A 17,396-nucleotide genomic window follows, 5' to 3' on the forward strand; every position below is an offset into this window, starting at 1 on the left:
CGTGAACGACACCGTCCTGCAGTACGCCCTCGCGGCACTGGTCGTCCTGCCCCTGCTGGGCGCGATCGGTGCCCTGCTGCCCGCGCCTCCCGGGCTCAAGGGCCGCGACCCCGACCAGGCCGTGCTCCGGCACGGCGTGACCGTCACCGGCGCGGTGCTGCTGCTGTCGATCGTCCTGGCCGCGGGCTTCGACTACCGGCACTCGGCCCGTATGCAGGGCACCACCGACCTCAGCTGGATCCCAGCGCTGCACATCCGTATCCACCTCGGGGTGGACGGCGTCTCGCTTCCGCTGATCGTCCTCACCGCGCTGCTCACCTTCCTGTGCGCCCTCCACGCGTACTTCAAGATGCCCGAGGGGCCGTCCCCCAAGGCCTTCGTCGCACTCCTCCTGGTCCTCGAAGCGGGCACAATCGGCACCTTCGCCGTGCTCGACCTGATGCTGTTCTTCCTGGCGTTCGAGATGGTGCTCATCCCGATGTACTTCCTCATCGCCCGATGGGGCGGTGAAGGCAGGGACCGCGCCGCCTTCCGGTTCATCCTCTACACGCTGCTCGGCTCCGTCGTCATGCTGCTCGGCCTGCTCCTGATCGGGCTCAAGGCGGGCACCTTCGACATGGTGGCACTCGCCACTGACAACGGCTCGAAGCTCAGCCACAGCACCCAGATCATCGCGGTGCTCGCCATCGGCATCGGCCTCGCCGTCAAGGCCCCGATGTGGCCGCTGCACACCTGGCTCCCGGACGCCCACACCGCCGCGCCCACCACCGGCTCGGTGCTGCTCGCCGGTGTGCTGCTGAAGATGGGCACCTACGGCCTGGTGCGGATCGTGCTGCCGATCGCCCCGCAGGGCGCGCACTTCTTCGCCCCGTATCTGGCCGCGTTCGCGGTCGTCGGCATCCTCTACGGTTCGCTGGCCTGCCTCGCGCTCGGCCGCCAGGGGAACAAGGGCGACCTCAAGCGTCTGATCGCCTACTCCTCCGTCGGCCACATGGGCTTCGTCCTGCTCGGCATCGCGACCCTCACGCCGACCGGAGTCAACGGCGCGCTGTTCGCCAACATCGCCCACGGTCTGATCACCGGCCTGCTGTTCTTCCTGGTCGGCGCGGTCAAGGACCGCTACGGCAGCACCGACCTCGACCGCCTGGCCGGGACGAGCGGCGCCGCGCTCTACGGCACCGCGCCGCGGCTGGGCGGCCTGCTCGCGTTCGGCGCGGTCGCCTCGCTCGGACTGCCGGGGCTGGCCGGATTCTGGGGCGAGATGCTGGCGATGTTCGGCGCCTTCCACCCGGCCGCGGGACTCAGCCGCCCGGCGTACCTCACGTTCATGGGGCTCGCCGCCTTCGGCACCCTGCTGACCGCCGCCTACCTGCTGGTCGTCGTGCGCCGGGTGTGCATGGGTGACCGGAGCGCGGAAGAGGTGCGGCTCGTCGACGTCCAGGGCTTCGAGTTCGCCGCGTGGAGTCCGCTGGTCGTGCTCACCGTTCTCGCGGGTCTGTGGCCCGCCGCACTTCTCGGCCTCACCGACCCGGCCGTACACACCCTCCTCGGAGGCCACTGATGACCGACCTCGCCGGAGGGCTGGTCCAGTCCATCGACTGGCTTGCTGTCGCCCCTCCCACGATTCTCGCGGTCGTCGCGCTGGCCGTACTCGTCGCCGACCTGTTCGTCGACGAGGCGCGCAGGCCCCTGCTCGGCTGGGCCGCCGTGGGCGGTCTCGTGCTCGCCGGTCTGTCCCTGCTGCCGTTGCTGAACGGCGCCCGGACCACCTTCTGCCTCACCACCGGTGCGCACAACTGCAGTTACGTGGCAGACCACTTCACGCTCGCCATCCAACTCCTGGTGATCGGCGGCGCACTTCTGACCGCGCTGCTCTCGCTGCACAACCAGGACCGGCTGCCGACCGGGGAGTTCTGGTTCCTGCTGCTCTCCTCGGCGGCGGGCGCCGCGCTGCTGCCCGCCTCCCGTGACCTGGCGACCCTGGTCGTGGCCCTCGAAGTCGTCTCGCTGCCGTCGTTCGCGCTGGTGGGACTGCGCCGCTCGGACCGCCTGTCCAGCGAGGCCGCGCTGAAGTTCTTCCTGTCGTCGGTCACCGCGACGGCCGTGATGCTGCTCGGCGTGAGCTTCGTCTACGCGGCCACCGGCACCCTGCACCTGGGTGCGCTGTCCGACGGGCTCACCCACGCTCCCGCACAACTGGTCACCCTGGCCAAGACCGGTGCGGTGCTCACTCTTGTCGGCTTCGCCTTCAAACTCGGTGTGGCGCCTTTTCACTTCTGGGTGCCGGACACCTACGCGGGAGCGCCGCTGCCGGTCGCGGCGTACCTGTCGGTGGTGGGGAAGGCCGCGGGCTTCTCCGGTCTGATCCTGGTGACGGTGATCGCCTTCAAGCCGTACGGGGACGTGTGGGGTCCGGCGCTGGCCGTGCTCGCCGCGCTCACCATGACCGTCGGGAACGTCGCCGCACTCCGGCAGCGCCCCGAACACCCGCGCAGCGCGGTGCGGCTGCTGGCCTGGTCCTCCATCGGCCAGGCGGGCTATCTGCTGGTCCCGCTGGCCGCGGCGGGCTACGTCGCCGATCCGCGCCACCAGATCGGTGCGACGGTCTCGTACGCGCTGATGTACACGGTGGTGAACCTCGGCGCGTTCGGCGTCGCCGCGCTGGTGCTGCGCTCCGACGCGCTGAACCGGATCACCGACTACCGCGGCCTGTACGCCAGGCGACCGCTCGCCGCCCTCGCGCTGGCGTTCTTCCTGCTGTGCCTGGCCGGTCTGCCGCCGGGGATCATCGGGCTGTTCGCGAAGGTCGTGGTCTTCTCCTCCGCGGTCGACGCCGGTCTCGGCTGGCTGGCGGTCATCATGGCGGTGAACGTGGTGATCGCGCTCTACTACTACCTGCGGTGGACGGCGCTGCTGTTCGTACGGCCCGAGCCGGTTCCCGGGGAGGCGGCGGCGGTGCGGACCCCGGCCTCCCTCACGGCCGCGATCGCCGCGGCGGCCGTGGTGGGCATCGCCCTGTCCGGCGCTCCCCAGCTTGTGCTGCGCTTCGCCTCGGGCTCGCTCTTCTGAGCGGTTCGCCTGCTGAGTGCTTCGGCTGCCCAGCGGCCTGTCTTCCCAGCGGCCTGTCTTCTGAGCGGTTCGCGCGGTTCACTCCCACGAGCGGCGCGGGCGGGCACTGGCGGGGAACCGGCGGCTCCCGCGTGGCGTTGACCAGTACGGGAGGGTCCACTGGAGGGTGGAAGGAGAGTTCCCCACCGCACGTCTTGGAGGGCTGACCGTGCACCGCCGGCACAACGGGCTGAAGACCGCCGTACTCCTCGGGGGACTGTCCGCGCTCATCATCATCGTGGGCAGCTTCTTCGGGCGAGGGGGCCTGATCATCGCGGTACTCGTCGCGCTGGGCACCAACGCGTACGCGTACTGGAACAGCGACAAGCTCGCCCTGCGCTCGATGCGGGCCCGCCCGGTCAGTGAGTTCGAGGCCCCTGCCCTGTACCGCATCGTCCGCGAGCTGTCGACGGCCGCGCGGCAGCCCATGCCCCGGCTCTACATCTCCCCGACCGAGGCCCCCAACGCCTTCGCCACCGGCCGCAATCCGCGCCACGCCGCCGTCTGCTGCACCGAGGGCATCCTGCGGATCCTGGACGAGCGCGAGCTGCGCGGCGTCATCGGACATGAGCTCAGCCATGTCTACAACCGCGACATCCTCATCTCGTCGGTCGCCGGTGCCCTCGCCTCGGTGGTGATGTTCCTGGTGAACTTCGCCTGGCTGATTCCGATCGGCCGTTCCGAGGACGACGAGGGACCCGGCATCATCGGCATGATCCTGATGCTGATCCTGGGTCCGCTCGCGGCCTCGCTGATCCAGCTCGCCGTCAGCCGCTCCCGTGAGTATGAGGCGGACGCGTCGGGCGCCCGCATCACCGGCGACCCGCTCGCCCTCGCCTCCGCGTTGCGCAAGCTGGAGATCGGTACGCAGCAGCTGCCGCTGCCGCCGGAACCGCGGCTGGAGACGACCAGCCACATGATGATCGCCAACCCGTTCCGTGCCGGGGACGCGTCCAAACTCTTCTCCACCCACCCGCCGATGGCGGAGCGCATCGCCCGCCTGGAGGAAATGGCCGGAGGCCGCCGATGAAGACCATCCTGAACGTCATCTGGCTGCTGCTGTGCGGCATCTGGATGGCCATCGGCTACGCGGTGGCGGGAATCGTGATGTTCGTCCTGATCATCACGATCCCCTGGGGCATCGCCGCGTTCCGCATCGCGGGATTCGCGCTGTGGCCCTTCGGCCGAACGACGGTGGTACGGCGTGACGCGGGCGTCGGCTCGTTCCTCGGCAACCTGGTGTGGCTGATCCTCGCCGGAATCTGGCTGGCCATCGGCCATATCGTCACCGGCATCGCGCTCTGCCTCACCATCATCGGAATCCCGCTGGGCATCGCCAACTTCAAACTGATCCCGATCTCCCTGACACCGCTCGGCCGGGAGATCGTGCCCACCGACCGCCCGTTCGCCGCGCGGTGAGGCCCCACCGCGAACGCGGTGAGGCCTCTTCGGGTTCGGATCAGCGGTCGTCGACTCAGCGGTCGTCGACTCAGCGGTCGTCGACTCAGCGGTCGTCGACTCAGCGGTAGTTGACGAACTGCAGCGCGAAGTCCAGGTCCTTGCCCTTGAGTAGCGCGATGACGGTCTGCAGGTCATCGCGGCTCTTGGAGCTGACGCGCAGTTCGTCGCCCTGGACCTGCGCCTTGACGCCCTTCGGGCCCTCATCGCGGATGATCTTCGCGACCTTCTTGGCGTTGTCCTGCGAGATCCCCTCCTCCAGGGAGGCGGTGATCTTGTACACCTTGCCGGAGGCCTGCGGCTCGCCCGCGTCCAGCGCCTTCAGCGAGATTCCGCGCTTGACCAGCTTGGACTGGAAGATGTCGAGGACCGCCTTGACCCGCTCCTCGCCGTTGGCGCGCATCTCGATCTTGTCGCCCGACCATGCGATCGAGGCGTCTACGCCCTTGAAGTCGTAGCGTTGCGAGATCTCCTTGGCGGCCTGGTTGAGGGCGTTGTCGACCTCCTGCCGCTCGACCTTCGAGACGATGTCGAAACTGGAGTCGGCCATGTTCAGTTGGCTCCTTGCGTCGGATGCTCGGGGGAGCGGACCGGGGACGAGCGGGCGCACACCACTGGTGCGGACCTCACGCCGCGAGCCCGGGCCGTACCCGCAAGCGTAGCCACCGCCACCCCCTGCGGCGCTGATCAACCAGGTGGCGGACCACCCCCCGTCATCAGGTATCGTTTACGTCGTTGCCACGGAGCTCAGCGAGAGCGGGCCCGAGCAGCACTTTTCCTGGCGGTGTGCCCGAGCGGCCAAAGGGAGCAGACTGTAAATCTGTCGGCTTACGCCTACGCAGGTTCGAACCCTGCCGCCGCCACATGGAAGAATCGGCCCCTGGCCTGCGGAAACGCGGGCTGGGGGCCGTTGCGTTGCTGATCCGTGGGTGACCGCTGGTGGCCATGATCATCCGTCCTGGCTGGCGCATTCCTGGCACGGTGAACTCCGAGCTTCCTGCCTCTCTCGATCTTGGCGAGGCAGGCGTGTGATGTGGGGAAGCCCCGGGTGCCGTCACGGGGGAGGCGGACGGCCCGGGCGGCTCTCGGACAGCCAGCCGAACGGCAGCGCCTTCGTCTAACTGGCCTGCATCCTTTCGAGGCCCGAAATCGCCCGGCGGGCGACAGCCCTCGCCCTAGACTCTGTGGCTTCCCGTTCCACCAGACCCGGCGAATGGATTGCTCCCGCATGGCTCAGGTCACTCGGCAAGGCGGCAGGGTCGCACGCATCAAGATCCCCACTGCTCCGAAGCTGCTGCCCTCTCTGCGGTCCGCTGAGACGCCGAGGGATGATCTTGAAGACGACGCGATCATTAAGGGAGTCAGGTACAGCGGTACCGTCTTCGCGGGGGTAGCCGCCGAAGCTGTCGAGATCGAGGGGTGCCAGTTCGATGGCACGCGCCTCACCGGCATCGAACTGCGAGGAAGCCAGATCAGCGACTCGGTATTCGACACCTGCGACTTCGCTCAGGCGAGCATGCACGATGTGTCCCTGATCCGGTGCAAGGTAAACGGCAGTCGCATCACCGGCTCTTCCTGGAAATCAGCGATGTTCCGCGACGTGCGCTTCCAGGCATGCCCCAGCGGCCCCGCAATGTACCGAGACTCGAAGCTGTACTCCGTCGTCTTCACCGACTGCAAGATGCATGGGGCGGACTTCCAGCGAGCCTCTATGCACAACGTGCGCTTCGAGAACTGCGACCTCACAGGGGCCCAATTCGCCAACGCCGACATGGGCGTCGTCCGATTCGATGGCTGCACGCTCATTGACGTGGGTGGAGCCGCGAGCCTCAGGGGCGCAACAGTGCAAGGCCCAGGGTCGATGGAGCTGGCCCTGAGCCTGGCACGTGAAGCGGGAATCCTGTTCGAGTAGTCAGCCGCGTCAGACGGCGACGGCTGGCTTGTAGCCCGCGTACTCCGGACTGGAGATCGTCTGGGCGAGGTGATCAAAGTCGATGCTCTCGGCGAAACAGCACAGCTCGTCCAAGAGCATCTGACCGTAGTCGGTGAAGAGCGGGAGCTGCTTCTTGAGGTCTGCGCAGGCGTCCCGCAGCGACTCGGCGTAGAGGTCCACCAGGGTCTTCACGCCTCGGAAGTGCTGCATGTACATCAGCGGAACCGTGACGATCGCGGCGTGGAATGCCTTGTCGAGCGGCCTCTTCTGGCCGATCTTGACGGCGGACAGTGCCCGGTACTCGTCCCTCTCCAGTTCGCGGGACGGCAGGGTGAACGTGCCGTACACCATATCGGCGACGAATAGGTTGAGGTGCATGGCCTCATGGACCAGGCACTCAGCGAGGTGGGGCACCTGCCAGTCCTCGCCGGGGCTCGTGACCACCAAGCCGGGGATCTGCGATGCGGAGCCGCCCCCGTCTGCTCCACTGTTGCGGAACACGATGTCGGTGACCAGTAGATCGACCATGCGGCGCAGGTCGGGGCTGAGGCTGTGGATGTGATCCAGGGCTTCGATGGCCTGCCGGTCCCAGCCCGTTCGCGTCGGCTCGTCAGAGTGACAGGCGCCCGCGAAGATGTGCTCGAAGATGCCCTTGTCCATGCAGTGCTTGGCCCACGCTCCGTCTTCGTACGAGATGGAAATCCCGTCTCCCTCAACCGGCATGGGGCGGAGCTTCGAGGCGGTCTCCCGGTAGGCCGTGCGCAGGCCGTCAGCATCCGGGTATGTGCCGGTCACTGCGCGGACCAGCCTCGCGGTGGTCTCGTAGGTGTGGCCGATGTTCATGAGGTGCACGAGGGATCGCTCCTTCGGTGACGTATCGGCGTGCGCCCGGAACGGAAGCCCGCTCCGGGCGCACTCAGGACATCAGCGCGTCATGCCGCTGGTCAGGCGGTCCAGCCGCCCATCATGCAGACGTTGTCGGCCTCCTGGGACCGCTGCACCCGTGCCTGGACGATGGTCGGCAGTCCTTGCGGGTCCTCCTGGACGGCCGCGACGAGGGTGCTGAGGACGTCGCGGGGCATGGCCGCCGTCGCGGCTGGCGGGTTCATCGTCGGGTTCATCGTGCTCCTCCTTGAGTGGATGAGACGTTCACTGCACTTGCGACCGGTCCCGGCCGATCGACCTGCCCTTCTTCACGGGGTTGGCAGCTTGGCCGGGACGGGGGCTTGGACCTGCCTCCGGGAGGGTGACCCTTCCGCACGGGGGGAGCCGCGATGAGATCCGCTCTGGGAGGCAGGGGACTAGGCACGGTCTTTAGCCGTGACGTACCGCCAGACCATGTGATCAAGTTCGGCAATGCACTGCGCGCAGCCGAACAGGGGCGCTGCCATGCCGGAGGAGTGGACTGGACCTAACCAGATGACCGGGATGCCGTTTCGTCGGCAGTACAACCAGCACATGCCAGTCACCCACTGGCGTCCGTCCCCAGGCTGGGTAGGCAGGGGGCGAGCAGTCGCGGGGTAATGCGTCGCCCCGTTGGTCATTCGTTCAGTCACGAGACGTTTGCGTGTCGTGAGCGGCGGCACCGCTTGCACTCGCAAAGCGGGTAGCTTATGGGGTTGGCTGCGACTTCGGCATCTAGGCACCCGTCCGTGGATACAAGGGCCTTGATCTTGCTTACCGTCCCCGCACGATTCACCGAGTAGACGCGCATCGACATGCGACCGTCGGACACGTCGGGGACCGCGGCACTCATGCCCGCTCCTGAAGCCACTCCGCGAGGCGGGTCACCAGGTCGGCTGGCGCGTTGCCCATACTGACCATCGCCTTGCCCAGGACGGGGTACGCACCCCTTACCGTGGGCAGGGTGAAGCCCGCATCCCGCAACGCGGCGTTGAGCTTGTCGGCCGCAACCTGACCGTGGCTCAGGCCCGTCTCCGTGTTGTCTGATGCCTTTCGCAACACTGGCCCTCCTTGGGGTGGTTCGCTGTCTGTAATCAGTCAACTGCGGAAGACCAAGATCAGTTAACACAGCACTTGCACAACTGAGGTCACTCAAAGCTTGGTTGACGGGTAGTGAGGCCCTTCCCATGGAAGAGTGATGTCATGGAGAGCACACCCGCCGCAGGCGAGAACATCGCCGTCCTGCGCAAGGCCCGGGGGATGGGCCAGGCCAAGCTTGCTCGGGAAGCAGGGATCTCGCTGTCCTACCTGAGCAAGATTGAGGTGGGGACCAGGCCCGCCACCCCACCGGTAGTAGCGGCCATCGCCAAGGCGCTGCACGTGACTACGGCCCGGATCTACGGACAGCCGTTCATGGGTCCGTCCGAGCAGGCCGACTTGCTCAACGAGCTGCGGAGCGCGGTGCGGCGTAACACTCTGCCTCGAGAGAACCAGCCTGCCCCGGATGCGCTGGCAGCCTCTCTTCGTAAGGCGGCCGAGCTGCGGGCAGAGACCCGGTACCTGGAGCTGCTGAGGGTGCTGCCGAAGCTCCTGGGCGAGGTCATCGCAGACGCCATGGCCTCTGATGGGGACGCAACCGCTTGGGGGCAGGTGGCGGACGTATACGGGTGCGCCTATGCCGTTGCTCACCGGCTTGGACAGCCTGATCTTGCGGACATGATCGTGTCCCGGCAAGTCTGGGCTGCACAACAGACCTGGAACCCGCAGGCCGAGGCTGCGGCAGCGTGGAACGAGGCCGGGACCTATCAGAGCGCAGGGCAGTACGAAGACGGCTTGGCGATCGTTGAGCGGGCCATCGTGAAGTTCGAGCAAGCGCCGACTGAGGGCCTAGCCAAGCTCGTCCCTCTGGGTTCTCTCCACCTCCGGGGCGTGGTCCTGGCCTCTCGGAACAAGGACGCGCGTGCCACCGAAGACCACCTCCGGCGTGCCCGGATCCTGGCGGACCAAATGACCAGAGACGTACTTCAGCACAACCTGACTTTCGGGGCCGGAAACACGGCCCTGTACGAGCTGGCGGCCCACGTCGAGCTGGGCAAGCCGGACAAAGCTGCCCAGATGTCCGCCCCTCTGATCACTGAAGCGCCAGCGGGACTCAAGCCGAACCGTATCGGTCGGCTTTACATCGACGTTGCCCGAGCCCGCCTGGCCGTCAAGGACTTGACCGGGGCCGAGGAGGCGCTGAAAGCGGCTTTCGCCGTAGCTCCACAGATGACAGAGATCCACCCGATGAGCCGGGAAGTGCTCAGGGTCCTATTCGTGCTCCACCAGAGGACCCGACCTGATCTCATGTGGATGGCCAAGCGTTCCGGACTGGTCTCCTAGGTACAGGCGGGCGGCTCCCGGGTACGTGTGAGGTAGATCGGGCTCGACCCGGGCCCGGCTCCCGGCCATTACGGTGGGACGGAGGCTCTTGGCTATGTCCAAACGCACACGTAAGCGGCACATGCGGCGCAAGCACAAGGCGAACCACCGTCATCACCCCGCGTGAGACGGTGACAGCCGCCGGGTGGCCCGAGGCCGGGGCCGGTCCCGGGGCCCTCGCCGTGGCGGAGGACGGCCGCATCGTCTGCAACGAGGCGGCGTCCGACGGCGGTTTCCGCGGTCGGCAGGAGCGCGGCGTCGGATTCGAGTGAGCCGGCCATCCTGCCGCCACCACACCGAAAACGGCCCTTGAGCCGTGGAAACGCAGGCCTGGGCCGTTCCGCTCGGCGGCAGGTCATCAGCACATCTGAAGGACACCTGCTGGGGGCGGTGTGGCGGCCGAGGACGGCGGAGCGCCATGGCGAAGCGGTACGAAGTGATCGCTGACGCCCTGCGCGATGAGATCCGCGCGGGGCGGCTCGGGCCGGGAGAACGCCTGCCCGCGAAGACGGCGCTGGCGGAGCGGTACCGGGTGAGTCCGCCGACGGTCCGGCAGGCACTCGGTGTGCTGCGGGCCGAGGGGCTGGTCGAGGAGCGGCACGGCCGAGGCGACTTCGTCCGTGCGCCGCGCCGGAAGGTGCTGCGCTCCAATGACCGGCACCAATGGGAGAAGGACCGGGCCCGTGCCCCGCGCGAGGAGCGCGAGGCAACCGGAGCGACGGAGTACGACACCGGGCTGACCGTCTCCGACCTGGTCTTCGGCGTGGAATACCGGGAGGCGAAGGCGGACGGGGAGCTCGCCGCCGCGCTGGGGGTGCCCACCGGGACCCGGGTGCTCAAGCGGATCTACCGCACCCGCTGCCGCGAGGAGCACGCGCCGTTCGGCGTCGCCCGCTCATACCTCGTGTACGACCTGGTGGCGGCCAACCCGGACCTGCTCGATGCGGCGAACGAGCCGTGGCCGGGCGGTACGCACAGCCAGCTGTGCACCGTCGGCATCGAGGTCGACCGTGTCGTCGAGCAGGTGACCGCGCGCCCGCCGACGGCCGAGGAGGCGGCGGAGCTCGGCCTCACGGCCGGCGTCTCGGTCATGGTGCTGCGAAAGCTGTCCATCGACACCATGGGCCGGGTGGTGGACGTGACCGAGGTGACGCTGCCCGGCGACCGTACGGAACTCGTCTTCACCACGGCCCTGGCCGGCTGGTGACCGTGACCAGGCAGAACTGCGTGATCGCGGGCGCGGGCGTGGTGCGCGCCCGCTCGTCGTACTGCCGCAACGGGCCTGCGACCCTTCCAATCTGACGGTTCGTCAGGTAAGTGATGGGGGCTCGATGGGACATCGTATTTGCCGGTTGGAGGGCGAACTCATGGAAGCAGCACCACGAATGCCAGCACCTCCCGAAGGGAAACCGCGGTTCATCGCGGCCTTCCACCGGCCGGCATCCGGATGGACGGTCGCCGCGGAGTCGACCACACGGGAACCGGTGGACCACGCGGTCGCCGCGATGATCCAGACCGTACGGGCGCGCGGCCAGGCTCCACACGTGGAGATCTGGGGCCCCTCCGAGGACGGCCGTGCCTGGCGGCAGCTGGAAACCATCCGTGCCCGGTCGGGGAGCTCCGCGCCGCGCGTCGCGCCCGCGCAGCCGCAGGCCCAGCGCAGCGCCCGTGAGGAACGGCTGCGGGACCGTCGGCACCAGGTGGTTACCGCCGCGCTGGCCGCGGCCGGTCTGACCGAGCTGGATCCCGCCGATGACTCGGCGATCATTCGGCTCGTCGACGCCCTCGACGAGGAGTCCGTACGGCGAATCGCGCACTGGCTTTCCGTCGCCAACCGGTAGGGGCGACAGGCAGCAGAGGACCGGTAGCGAAGGACGCTCACTGGCCGCATGGCGGCTCGTACTGCAGATTGGGCAGGTACTGGTGCCATACCTCCGGCGTCAGGACGCCCCCGGTGACCGAGCAGATGTGACTGGTCGCCTGGTCGATGTCCAGGTTCCACAGCCGCACGGTGTCGGCACCGCTCGACACCCCGAGCAGATTGCCCTTGGGGCTGAACGACAGGAAATGGCCGATCTTGGCGTTGGGGCTGATCGACTGGCCGATGGCCCCGGCCTCGGACGGATGCGAGACGTTCCAGAGCTGGACCGTGTCATCGTTGCCTCCGCTGGCCAGCGTGCGGCCGTCCGGACTGTACGTCAGCGACGCCACCGATTCGGTGCGGCCGGTGAGCGGGCTGCCCAGCGGGGTCGCCCGTTGCGGCTGGGTGACGTCCCACAGCCGGATGGTGTCGTCGGAACTGCCGCTGGCCAGCGTGTGGCCGTCCGGGCTGTACGCGAGCGTGTCGACCGAGCCCGTGTGACCGGTGAGCGGTGCGCCGAGCGGGGTGGCCCGTTGCGGCTGGGTGACGTTCCACAGCCGGATGGTGTCGTCGGAGCTGCCGCTGGCCAGGGTGCGGCCGTCCGGGCTGAAGACCAGGACGTCGATGTACCCCGTGTGACCGGTGAGCGGTGCGCCGAGTGGTGCCGGGTGGGCCGGGTCGGCGATGTTCCACAACTGGATCGTGCGGTCGTCGTGCCCGGTCGCCAGAACGCGCCCGTCGGGGCTGAAGGCCATCGCGTACGAGCCCGCGTAGCGGGTTTGCAGCGTGAGTGGCGGCCCGTAGGGGGCGGGGCGGGTCGGGTCGGTGACGTTCCACAGCCGGATCGTGTTGCTTCCGGTCCGTATCGCGAGCGTGCGGCCGTCGGGTGAGAACAGCAACGGCCACTCCCGCGGGCCGGGCACCCCGGCCGGGAACGGCCTGCCGAGCGGTGCGGGTACGGACGGCCGGGTCACGTCCCACAGCTGGACGGTGTTGTCCCTCGCGGTCGTCGCCAGAACGCGCCCGTCGGGGCGGAACGCGCCGAGCTCACCGAGCACGTCGGACGTCGGTATCGACCACAGCCGGACCTTGCTGTCACCGCTTCCGGTGGCGAGCGTGTGCCCGTCGGGGCGGAAGCCCACGGCATAGACCTCACCGCTGCTGCCCGCGAGCGGCTGGCCGACCTCTGCCGCGTCGGCCGGATGGCTGACGTTCCAAAGGCTGGCCGTGCTGTCCGCGCTCCCGGCGGCGAGCATCGCTCCGTCGGGGCTGAAGGCCACCGACCACACGGGACCGGTGTGGCCGATGAGCGGTGCGCCGATCGGCGTCGCGTGACTCGGGGTGGCCACGTTCCACAGCCGGATGGTGTCGTCCGCGCTGCCGCTGGCGAGGGTCTGGCCACTGGGGCTGAAGGCCACGGAGTGCACCGTGTGGGTGTGGCCGGCCAGTGGTTCGCCCAGCGGCTCCGGGTGAGCCGGGTCCGCGACGTTCCACAGCATGATCGTGTTGTCGTCACCACCCGCCGCGAGGGTTCGCCCGTCCGGGCTGAACGCAACGGAGCGGACGGCCGCGGTGTGCCCGGTCAGCGCGCCGAGCGACTGCGGTCGCCGTGGATCGCGGACGTCCCACAGGCGGACGGTGTGGTCTTCCTGGGCGGCCGCCAGGGTGTGGCCGTCCGGGCTGAACGCGACGAGGTAGATGGTGCCGCCGTGTGCGGTCAGCGGCGCCCCCGGTGACAGCGGGTGGCCGGGGTCCGTCACGTCCCACAGCCGGATGGTCCCGTCGTCCGAAGCGCTGGCCAGGGTGCGGCCGTTCGGGCTGAAGACCGAGGAGCTCACCCAACTGCTGTGCCCGGTGAGCGGCTTGCCCAGCGGTATGGGTCGGCCGGGGTCCGTCACGTCCCACAGCCGGACGGTCCGGTCGTAGCTGGCGGTGGCCAGGGTGCGTCCGTCGGGGCTGAACGAGGTGAGGTACACGGCGCCGGTGTGGCCGACGAGTGGCGTCGCCAGGGGCGCGCTCTCGGTTGATATCAGGCGGTTGTTGACGCTCTCGTCGTCGGGCCTCAGCCGGTGCGCCACCATGTCGAGTTGGGCCGACAGCGATGGATCCGTGTACTGCACACGATCGGCTTCGGCGACGACCTGCCCGAACACGGCCTCGTCCCGCTGCTGGCCCGCGATCACCGCCGACACGACGGCGAGCACCGCGAAGACCACCAGCGCTGACACCGCGGCCCGGGCGAGCCACACGGTCCGCCTGCGCAGTCGGGCGGAAGCGGCCAGGAACTCCGCCACCCCGCGGGTCAGGAAGGAGCCCCCGACGGATTCCGCCCAGTTGTGGGCCGCGTCCAGACGGCTGCCCCGGTACAGCAACGACGCGTCGCGGCCGGAGCCGTCCCAGGCCCTGCTGTCCTCTTCCAACTGCTGCCGCAGCAGATTGCCGTTGCGGTCCTCGTCGAGCCAGTCGCGCAGCCGCGGCCAGGCGTGCAGCAGCGCCTCATGGGTGATCTCCACCGATTCCGCGTCCAACGTGACCAACCGGGCGCGGACCAGAGCTTCGAGGGATTCGTCCGTCTTGCCGGGATCGCTTGACTCGGCGGCCAGTTGGCGCCGGGTGCCCCGCCGGCGGGTGGCCTGGGTGTCCTCGCCCAGCCGGACCAGCCTGAGCAGCAGCAGCCTCGCCGCGGTGCGTCCGGCCGGATCGAGCCCGGACCAGGCCCGCTCGGCGGTCGCCGCCACGGCTCCCTGGATCCCGCCGGCGGCGCGGTAACCGGACAGCGTCAGCCTGCCTGCCTTGCGCCGCTGCCAGGTGGCGAGCAGGGCGTGCGAGAGAAGCGGCAGCACCCCGGCGTCGTGCGCGCCTCGGGGCCCTTCGAACCGCACCCGTCCGTCAGCGCTCACCTCCCTGACGATCAGCTCGGCCAGCCCGGGCTCCAACTCCAGTCCGACGGCCTTGGCCGGGCCGGTCACCGCTTCCCGTAGCTCCGCGGTGGTCAGCGGCCCGAGCACCATGTGCCGGTGCTGCAACGCGTCGGCCAGCTCCGGATAGCCGAGACACCGTTCGTAGAAGTCGGCGCGTATCCCCAGGACGACCAGCACGGGGGCGATCTCGTCGGGATGTTCCGGCGAACACGCCGCATGGAGCAGTTGGATGAACGTCTGCCTGCTCGGCTCGTCACGGCAGAGAGTGAACGTTTCCTCGAACTGATCCACGATGAGGACCGGTCGGGACCCCGAAGACGTCTCGCGCCGCGCCCACGCCGTGACCGACTCCTTCACCCGGTGTGCGAACCGCGCGGTGTCCGGCTCCGCCGCCTGCGATTGCCGCAGGGTCGCCACGGCGTCGGCCAGGTCCGGGATCCGGCCGGTCAACTCCGCCACGGGGTCGCCGCCCGGCACCATCAGCAGCACCGGACCCGTCGCGTGACCCTCGTCGTTCAGCGCTCCGTTGTGCAACGCCGGGATCAGCCCGGCCTTCAGCAGGGAGGACTTTCCGGCTCCGGACGCGCCCACGAGCATCACCAGGCCGCCGGTTTCCCGGGACGCGCGCAACTGCGTCACGAAGGAGTCCGTGCTGCGTTCCCGGCCGAAGAACCACCTCGCGTCCTCCTCGCGGAACGAGGCGAGTCCCCGGTACGGGCAAACGCTCACGTCGGGCGGCAGTTGGGCGGGGGTGCGGTCTTCCTCGGCGGTGACCGTCGCGGCGCGGTCGCCGACCGGGTTGGCAACCGCCAGCTCCCACAGGCTCTGCCACTGGGCCAGGTCGTACAGGCCCGCGCTGACGGACGTGGGCCGCTCGCGCCGGGCCATCGGTATGAGGACCTGCAGCACGGCCGCCAGGGCGGCGAACTGGGCGGGCACGTTCCTGGCCCGCCGCCAGTCGCTGATCCGCTGGGCGGACACCTGGACGGGCCGCCCTCGTTCGTCGATCCGCTGAAGCCGGCCGACCGCCTCCGCCACCCGCTTCAACGGTGGGTTTCCGGCCTCCTTGTACAGCAGCGCGAGCTGTTCCGCGAAGGCCGTGCGTGGTTCCGAACCGGGACCAAAGCTTTCCACCCGTCACCTTCCGCGCTGCCGGACGTCCGGACCGGAAAACCGACTCTACTCCAGTGACCTGCGGCTATGCCGTCCGGCGGATGGCGAGGCCTCTGCGGCACGGGACTTTGCTGGCAGGATCACGGCGCAACGGCGTAACGGGGCGCGGCCGGGCCGAACGGCCCATGGCGCGCGGCGAGAACCCGACTACGTCGTTCGGCCCCGGTCCCCGCGAGGGGAGGGACCGGTGTCGAACGGCGTGTGACCGGTCGGGGAGATGTGGAGATGCCGCCCACTGCGATTCATGGGTTCCGCGGTGGGCGGCCCCGTGCGGGCGACGGCGCTCTGGCGGACTGGCAACCGGCGGAGTTGATCCGGCGTGGCACGGGAGCGGGTTCAGCCACGTACGGGTGAACGTGGTCGGTTCCTGATGTGCCGGCGGCGGGTGGCGGGGAGATCTCGACGGCAGAGACTCTGAGCACGGACACGGCCTTTCACCGGATGTGTGGCGTTATGCGCGCACCGGTCCTGGTCGGCGTCGTTGTCAGGCCCACCCCCCATCTGGAGGTCCTGAGTTGAAGAACCGTCGGATGCCCGTGCGGCGCGCAGCCCTGTTCGGCGCGGCCGCCACCGCCCTGATGGCCGCGACGCTCGCTCCGCAGCCCGCCAGCGCCTCACCCACCCGGGCCCCCAACCCCGTCTCCGCAGCCGAGGCCGCCCATCTGGCCTCGGCGCTCTCCGCGAAGCTGAAGGGCGCCGCCGCCGGTTCGTACTACGACGCCCAGACGAGGCGGCTCGTGGTCAACGTCCTCGACAACGGCTCCGCGAACACCGTGCGCGGCGCCGGTGCCGAACCGAAACTGGTACACAATTCTCAAGCCCGCCTGGACGCGGACCGCAAGGCGCTGAGCACCCGGGCCGCCATCCCCGGCACCGCGTGGGTCGAGGATCCGAGAGTCAACCAGCTGGTGGTGACCGCCGACCGCACGGTCTCGGACGAGAACCTGGTGAAGCTCACCGAGATCGCCAGATCACTCGGCGACGGGGTGACGGTGCGCAGAACCGCGGCGGAGTTCAGACCGCTGATCGCGGGTGGCGACGCCATCTGGGGCAGCTCCGCGCGCTGCTCGCTCGGGTTCAACGTCCTCAAGGGCGGCCAACCGTACTTCCTGACCGCCGGACACTGCGGCAACGCCGTCACCAGTTGGTCCGACGTCCAGGGCGGCGAGCAGATCGCGACCACCGCGGCAGCGACCTTCCCCGCCCACGACTACGCGTTGGTGCAGTACACCGCCAACGTGCCCCACCCCAGCGCGGTGGACCTCTACGGGGCCGGGACGCGGCCCATCACCGCGGCCGCCGACGCGATCACCGGAGAGGCGGTCCAGCGCAGCGGCTCCACCACCGGTGTGCACTCCGGCCATGTCACCGGCCTGAACGCCACGGTCAACTACTCGGAGGGCAGTGTCGACGGCATGATCCAGACCGACGTGTGCGCCGAGCCCGGTGACTCCGGCGGTCCGCTCTTCGACGGAGCCACCGCACTGGGCCTTACTTCGGGCGGCAGCGGCGACTGCTTCATGGGCGGCCAGACCTTCTTCCAGCCGGTGCCGCAGGCCCTTCAGGCCTACGGGGCGCAGATCGGCGGCTGACGCCGCGTGCGGGCCTGGTGAGCCAC

15 protein-coding genes and 1 tRNA gene are annotated in these 17,396 nt (G+C 69.1%); 11 read left to right on the forward strand and 5 right to left on the reverse strand.

Annotated features, from left to right (window positions below):
• The first annotated feature begins 1 nt into the window (after position 1).
• The 4 genes from P2L57_RS28145 to P2L57_RS28160 all read left to right on the forward strand — a co-directional run bounded on the left by P2L57_RS28145 (position 2) and on the right by P2L57_RS28160 (position 4,527).
• A complete protein-coding gene (locus tag P2L57_RS28145) occupies positions 2 to 1,561 on the forward strand; it encodes a complex I subunit 4 family protein (protein WP_275819036.1) in 1,560 nt (519 codons plus the stop codon).
• Positions 1,561 to 3,069, forward strand: coding sequence for an NADH-quinone oxidoreductase subunit N (locus tag P2L57_RS28150; protein WP_275819038.1), 1,509 nt, complete (start codon positions 1,561 to 1,563; stop codon positions 3,067 to 3,069). Before P2L57_RS28145 ends, P2L57_RS28150 begins: the two co-directional genes overlap by 1 nt.
• Before the next feature lie 208 nt (positions 3,070 to 3,277).
• Positions 3,278 to 4,138, forward strand: a complete 861-nt coding sequence (htpX, locus tag P2L57_RS28155; protein ID WP_275819040.1) for a zinc metalloprotease HtpX — start codon at positions 3,278 to 3,280, stop codon at positions 4,136 to 4,138.
• Positions 4,135 to 4,527 (forward strand): YccF domain-containing protein, encoded by a 393-nt coding sequence (locus P2L57_RS28160; RefSeq protein WP_275819042.1) that lies wholly within the window; start codon positions 4,135 to 4,137, stop codon positions 4,525 to 4,527. The genes htpX and P2L57_RS28160 overlap by 4 nt, the downstream gene beginning before the upstream one ends.
• 100 nt (positions 4,528 to 4,627) lie before the next feature.
• On the opposite strand, the gene P2L57_RS28165 is transcribed toward P2L57_RS28160, so the two are convergent.
• Complete coding sequence (locus P2L57_RS28165; RefSeq protein WP_275819044.1) at positions 4,628 to 5,116, reverse strand: YajQ family cyclic di-GMP-binding protein; 489 nt, start codon at positions 5,114 to 5,116, stop codon at positions 4,628 to 4,630.
• 230 nt (positions 5,117 to 5,346) lie between these two features.
• Between P2L57_RS28165 and P2L57_RS28170 the strand changes: the two genes are divergently transcribed.
• Both P2L57_RS28170 and P2L57_RS28175 read left to right on the forward strand, forming a co-directional pair.
• A tRNA-Tyr gene (locus P2L57_RS28170) sits at positions 5,347 to 5,429 on the forward strand.
• A 365-nt stretch (positions 5,430 to 5,794) separates the two neighbouring features.
• A complete protein-coding gene (locus tag P2L57_RS28175) occupies positions 5,795 to 6,478 on the forward strand; it encodes a pentapeptide repeat-containing protein (protein ID WP_275819046.1) in 684 nt (227 codons plus the stop codon).
• Between the two features lie 9 nt (positions 6,479 to 6,487).
• On the opposite strand, the gene P2L57_RS28180 is transcribed toward P2L57_RS28175, so the two are convergent.
• From P2L57_RS28180 to P2L57_RS28190, 3 genes are all read right to left on the reverse strand, one after another.
• A complete protein-coding gene (locus P2L57_RS28180; RefSeq protein WP_275819262.1) occupies positions 6,488 to 7,342 on the reverse strand; it encodes an aKG-HExxH-type peptide beta-hydroxylase in 855 nt (284 codons plus the stop codon).
• Between the two features lie 101 nt (positions 7,343 to 7,443).
• The gene (locus P2L57_RS28185) at positions 7,444 to 7,620 is read right to left on the reverse strand and encodes a hypothetical protein (protein ID WP_275819049.1); all 177 of its coding nucleotides are present in this window, start codon (positions 7,618 to 7,620) and stop codon (positions 7,444 to 7,446) included.
• A 631-nt stretch (positions 7,621 to 8,251) separates the two neighbouring features.
• Positions 8,252 to 8,461, reverse strand: coding sequence for a hypothetical protein (locus tag P2L57_RS28190; RefSeq protein WP_275819051.1), 210 nt, complete (start codon positions 8,459 to 8,461; stop codon positions 8,252 to 8,254).
• Between the two features lie 144 nt (positions 8,462 to 8,605).
• On the opposite strand from P2L57_RS28190, the gene P2L57_RS28195 reads away from it, so the two are divergent.
• The 4 genes from P2L57_RS28195 (at position 8,606) to P2L57_RS28210 (ending at position 11,664) form a co-directional block, all read left to right on the forward strand.
• Entirely contained in the window at positions 8,606 to 9,784 is a 1,179-nt protein-coding gene (locus P2L57_RS28195; protein ID WP_275819053.1) for a helix-turn-helix domain-containing protein, read from the forward strand.
• A 170-nt stretch (positions 9,785 to 9,954) separates the two neighbouring features.
• Entirely contained in the window at positions 9,955 to 10,095 is a 141-nt protein-coding gene (locus P2L57_RS28200; protein WP_275819055.1) for a hypothetical protein, read from the forward strand.
• A gap of 146 nt (positions 10,096 to 10,241) precedes the next feature.
• Positions 10,242 to 11,030 (forward strand): GntR family transcriptional regulator, encoded by a 789-nt coding sequence (locus P2L57_RS28205; RefSeq protein WP_275819058.1) that lies wholly within the window; start codon positions 10,242 to 10,244, stop codon positions 11,028 to 11,030.
• Between the two features lie 178 nt (positions 11,031 to 11,208).
• Entirely contained in the window at positions 11,209 to 11,664 is a 456-nt protein-coding gene (locus P2L57_RS28210; RefSeq protein WP_275819060.1) for a hypothetical protein, read from the forward strand.
• A 37-nt stretch (positions 11,665 to 11,701) separates the two neighbouring features.
• On the opposite strand, the gene P2L57_RS28215 is transcribed toward P2L57_RS28210, so the two are convergent.
• The gene (locus tag P2L57_RS28215) at positions 11,702 to 15,739 is read right to left on the reverse strand and encodes an nSTAND1 domain-containing NTPase (RefSeq protein WP_275819062.1); all 4,038 of its coding nucleotides are present in this window, start codon (positions 15,737 to 15,739) and stop codon (positions 11,702 to 11,704) included.
• A 554-nt stretch (positions 15,740 to 16,293) separates the two neighbouring features.
• On the opposite strand from P2L57_RS28215, the gene P2L57_RS28220 reads away from it, so the two are divergent.
• Positions 16,294 to 17,370, forward strand: a complete 1,077-nt coding sequence (locus tag P2L57_RS28220; RefSeq protein WP_443732081.1) for a S1 family peptidase — start codon at positions 16,294 to 16,296, stop codon at positions 17,368 to 17,370.
• Positions 17,371 to 17,396 lie beyond the last annotated feature (26 nt).

Origin of the sequence: Streptantibioticus ferralitis (assembly GCF_029223525.1) — a bacterium.
Classification (GTDB): domain Bacteria; phylum Actinomycetota; class Actinomycetes; order Streptomycetales; family Streptomycetaceae; genus Streptantibioticus_A; species Streptantibioticus_A ferralitis.

Bases quoted from the DNA above. Each gene is read 5' to 3' on its own strand.
- P2L57_RS28175 (WP_275819046.1), top strand. From the start codon at position 5,795: ATGGCTCAGGTCACTCGGCAAGGCGGCAGGGTCGCACGCATCAAGATC.
- P2L57_RS28180 (WP_275819262.1), bottom strand. From the start codon at position 7,342: ATGAACATCGGCCACACCTACGAGACCACCGCGAGGCTGGTCCGCGCA.
- P2L57_RS28195 (WP_275819053.1), top strand. From the start codon at position 8,606: ATGGAGAGCACACCCGCCGCAGGCGAGAACATCGCCGTCCTGCGCAAG.
- P2L57_RS28160 (WP_275819042.1), top strand. From the start codon at position 4,135: ATGAAGACCATCCTGAACGTCATCTGGCTGCTGCTGTGCGGCATCTGG.
- P2L57_RS28210 (WP_275819060.1), top strand. From the start codon at position 11,209: ATGCCAGCACCTCCCGAAGGGAAACCGCGGTTCATCGCGGCCTTCCAC.
- P2L57_RS28185 (WP_275819049.1), bottom strand. From the start codon at position 7,620: ATGAACCCGACGATGAACCCGCCAGCCGCGACGGCGGCCATGCCCCGC.
- P2L57_RS28150 (WP_275819038.1), top strand. From the start codon at position 1,561: ATGACCGACCTCGCCGGAGGGCTGGTCCAGTCCATCGACTGGCTTGCT.
- P2L57_RS28205 (WP_275819058.1), top strand. From the start codon at position 10,242: ATGGCGAAGCGGTACGAAGTGATCGCTGACGCCCTGCGCGATGAGATC.
- P2L57_RS28165 (WP_275819044.1), bottom strand. From the start codon at position 5,116: ATGGCCGACTCCAGTTTCGACATCGTCTCGAAGGTCGAGCGGCAGGAG.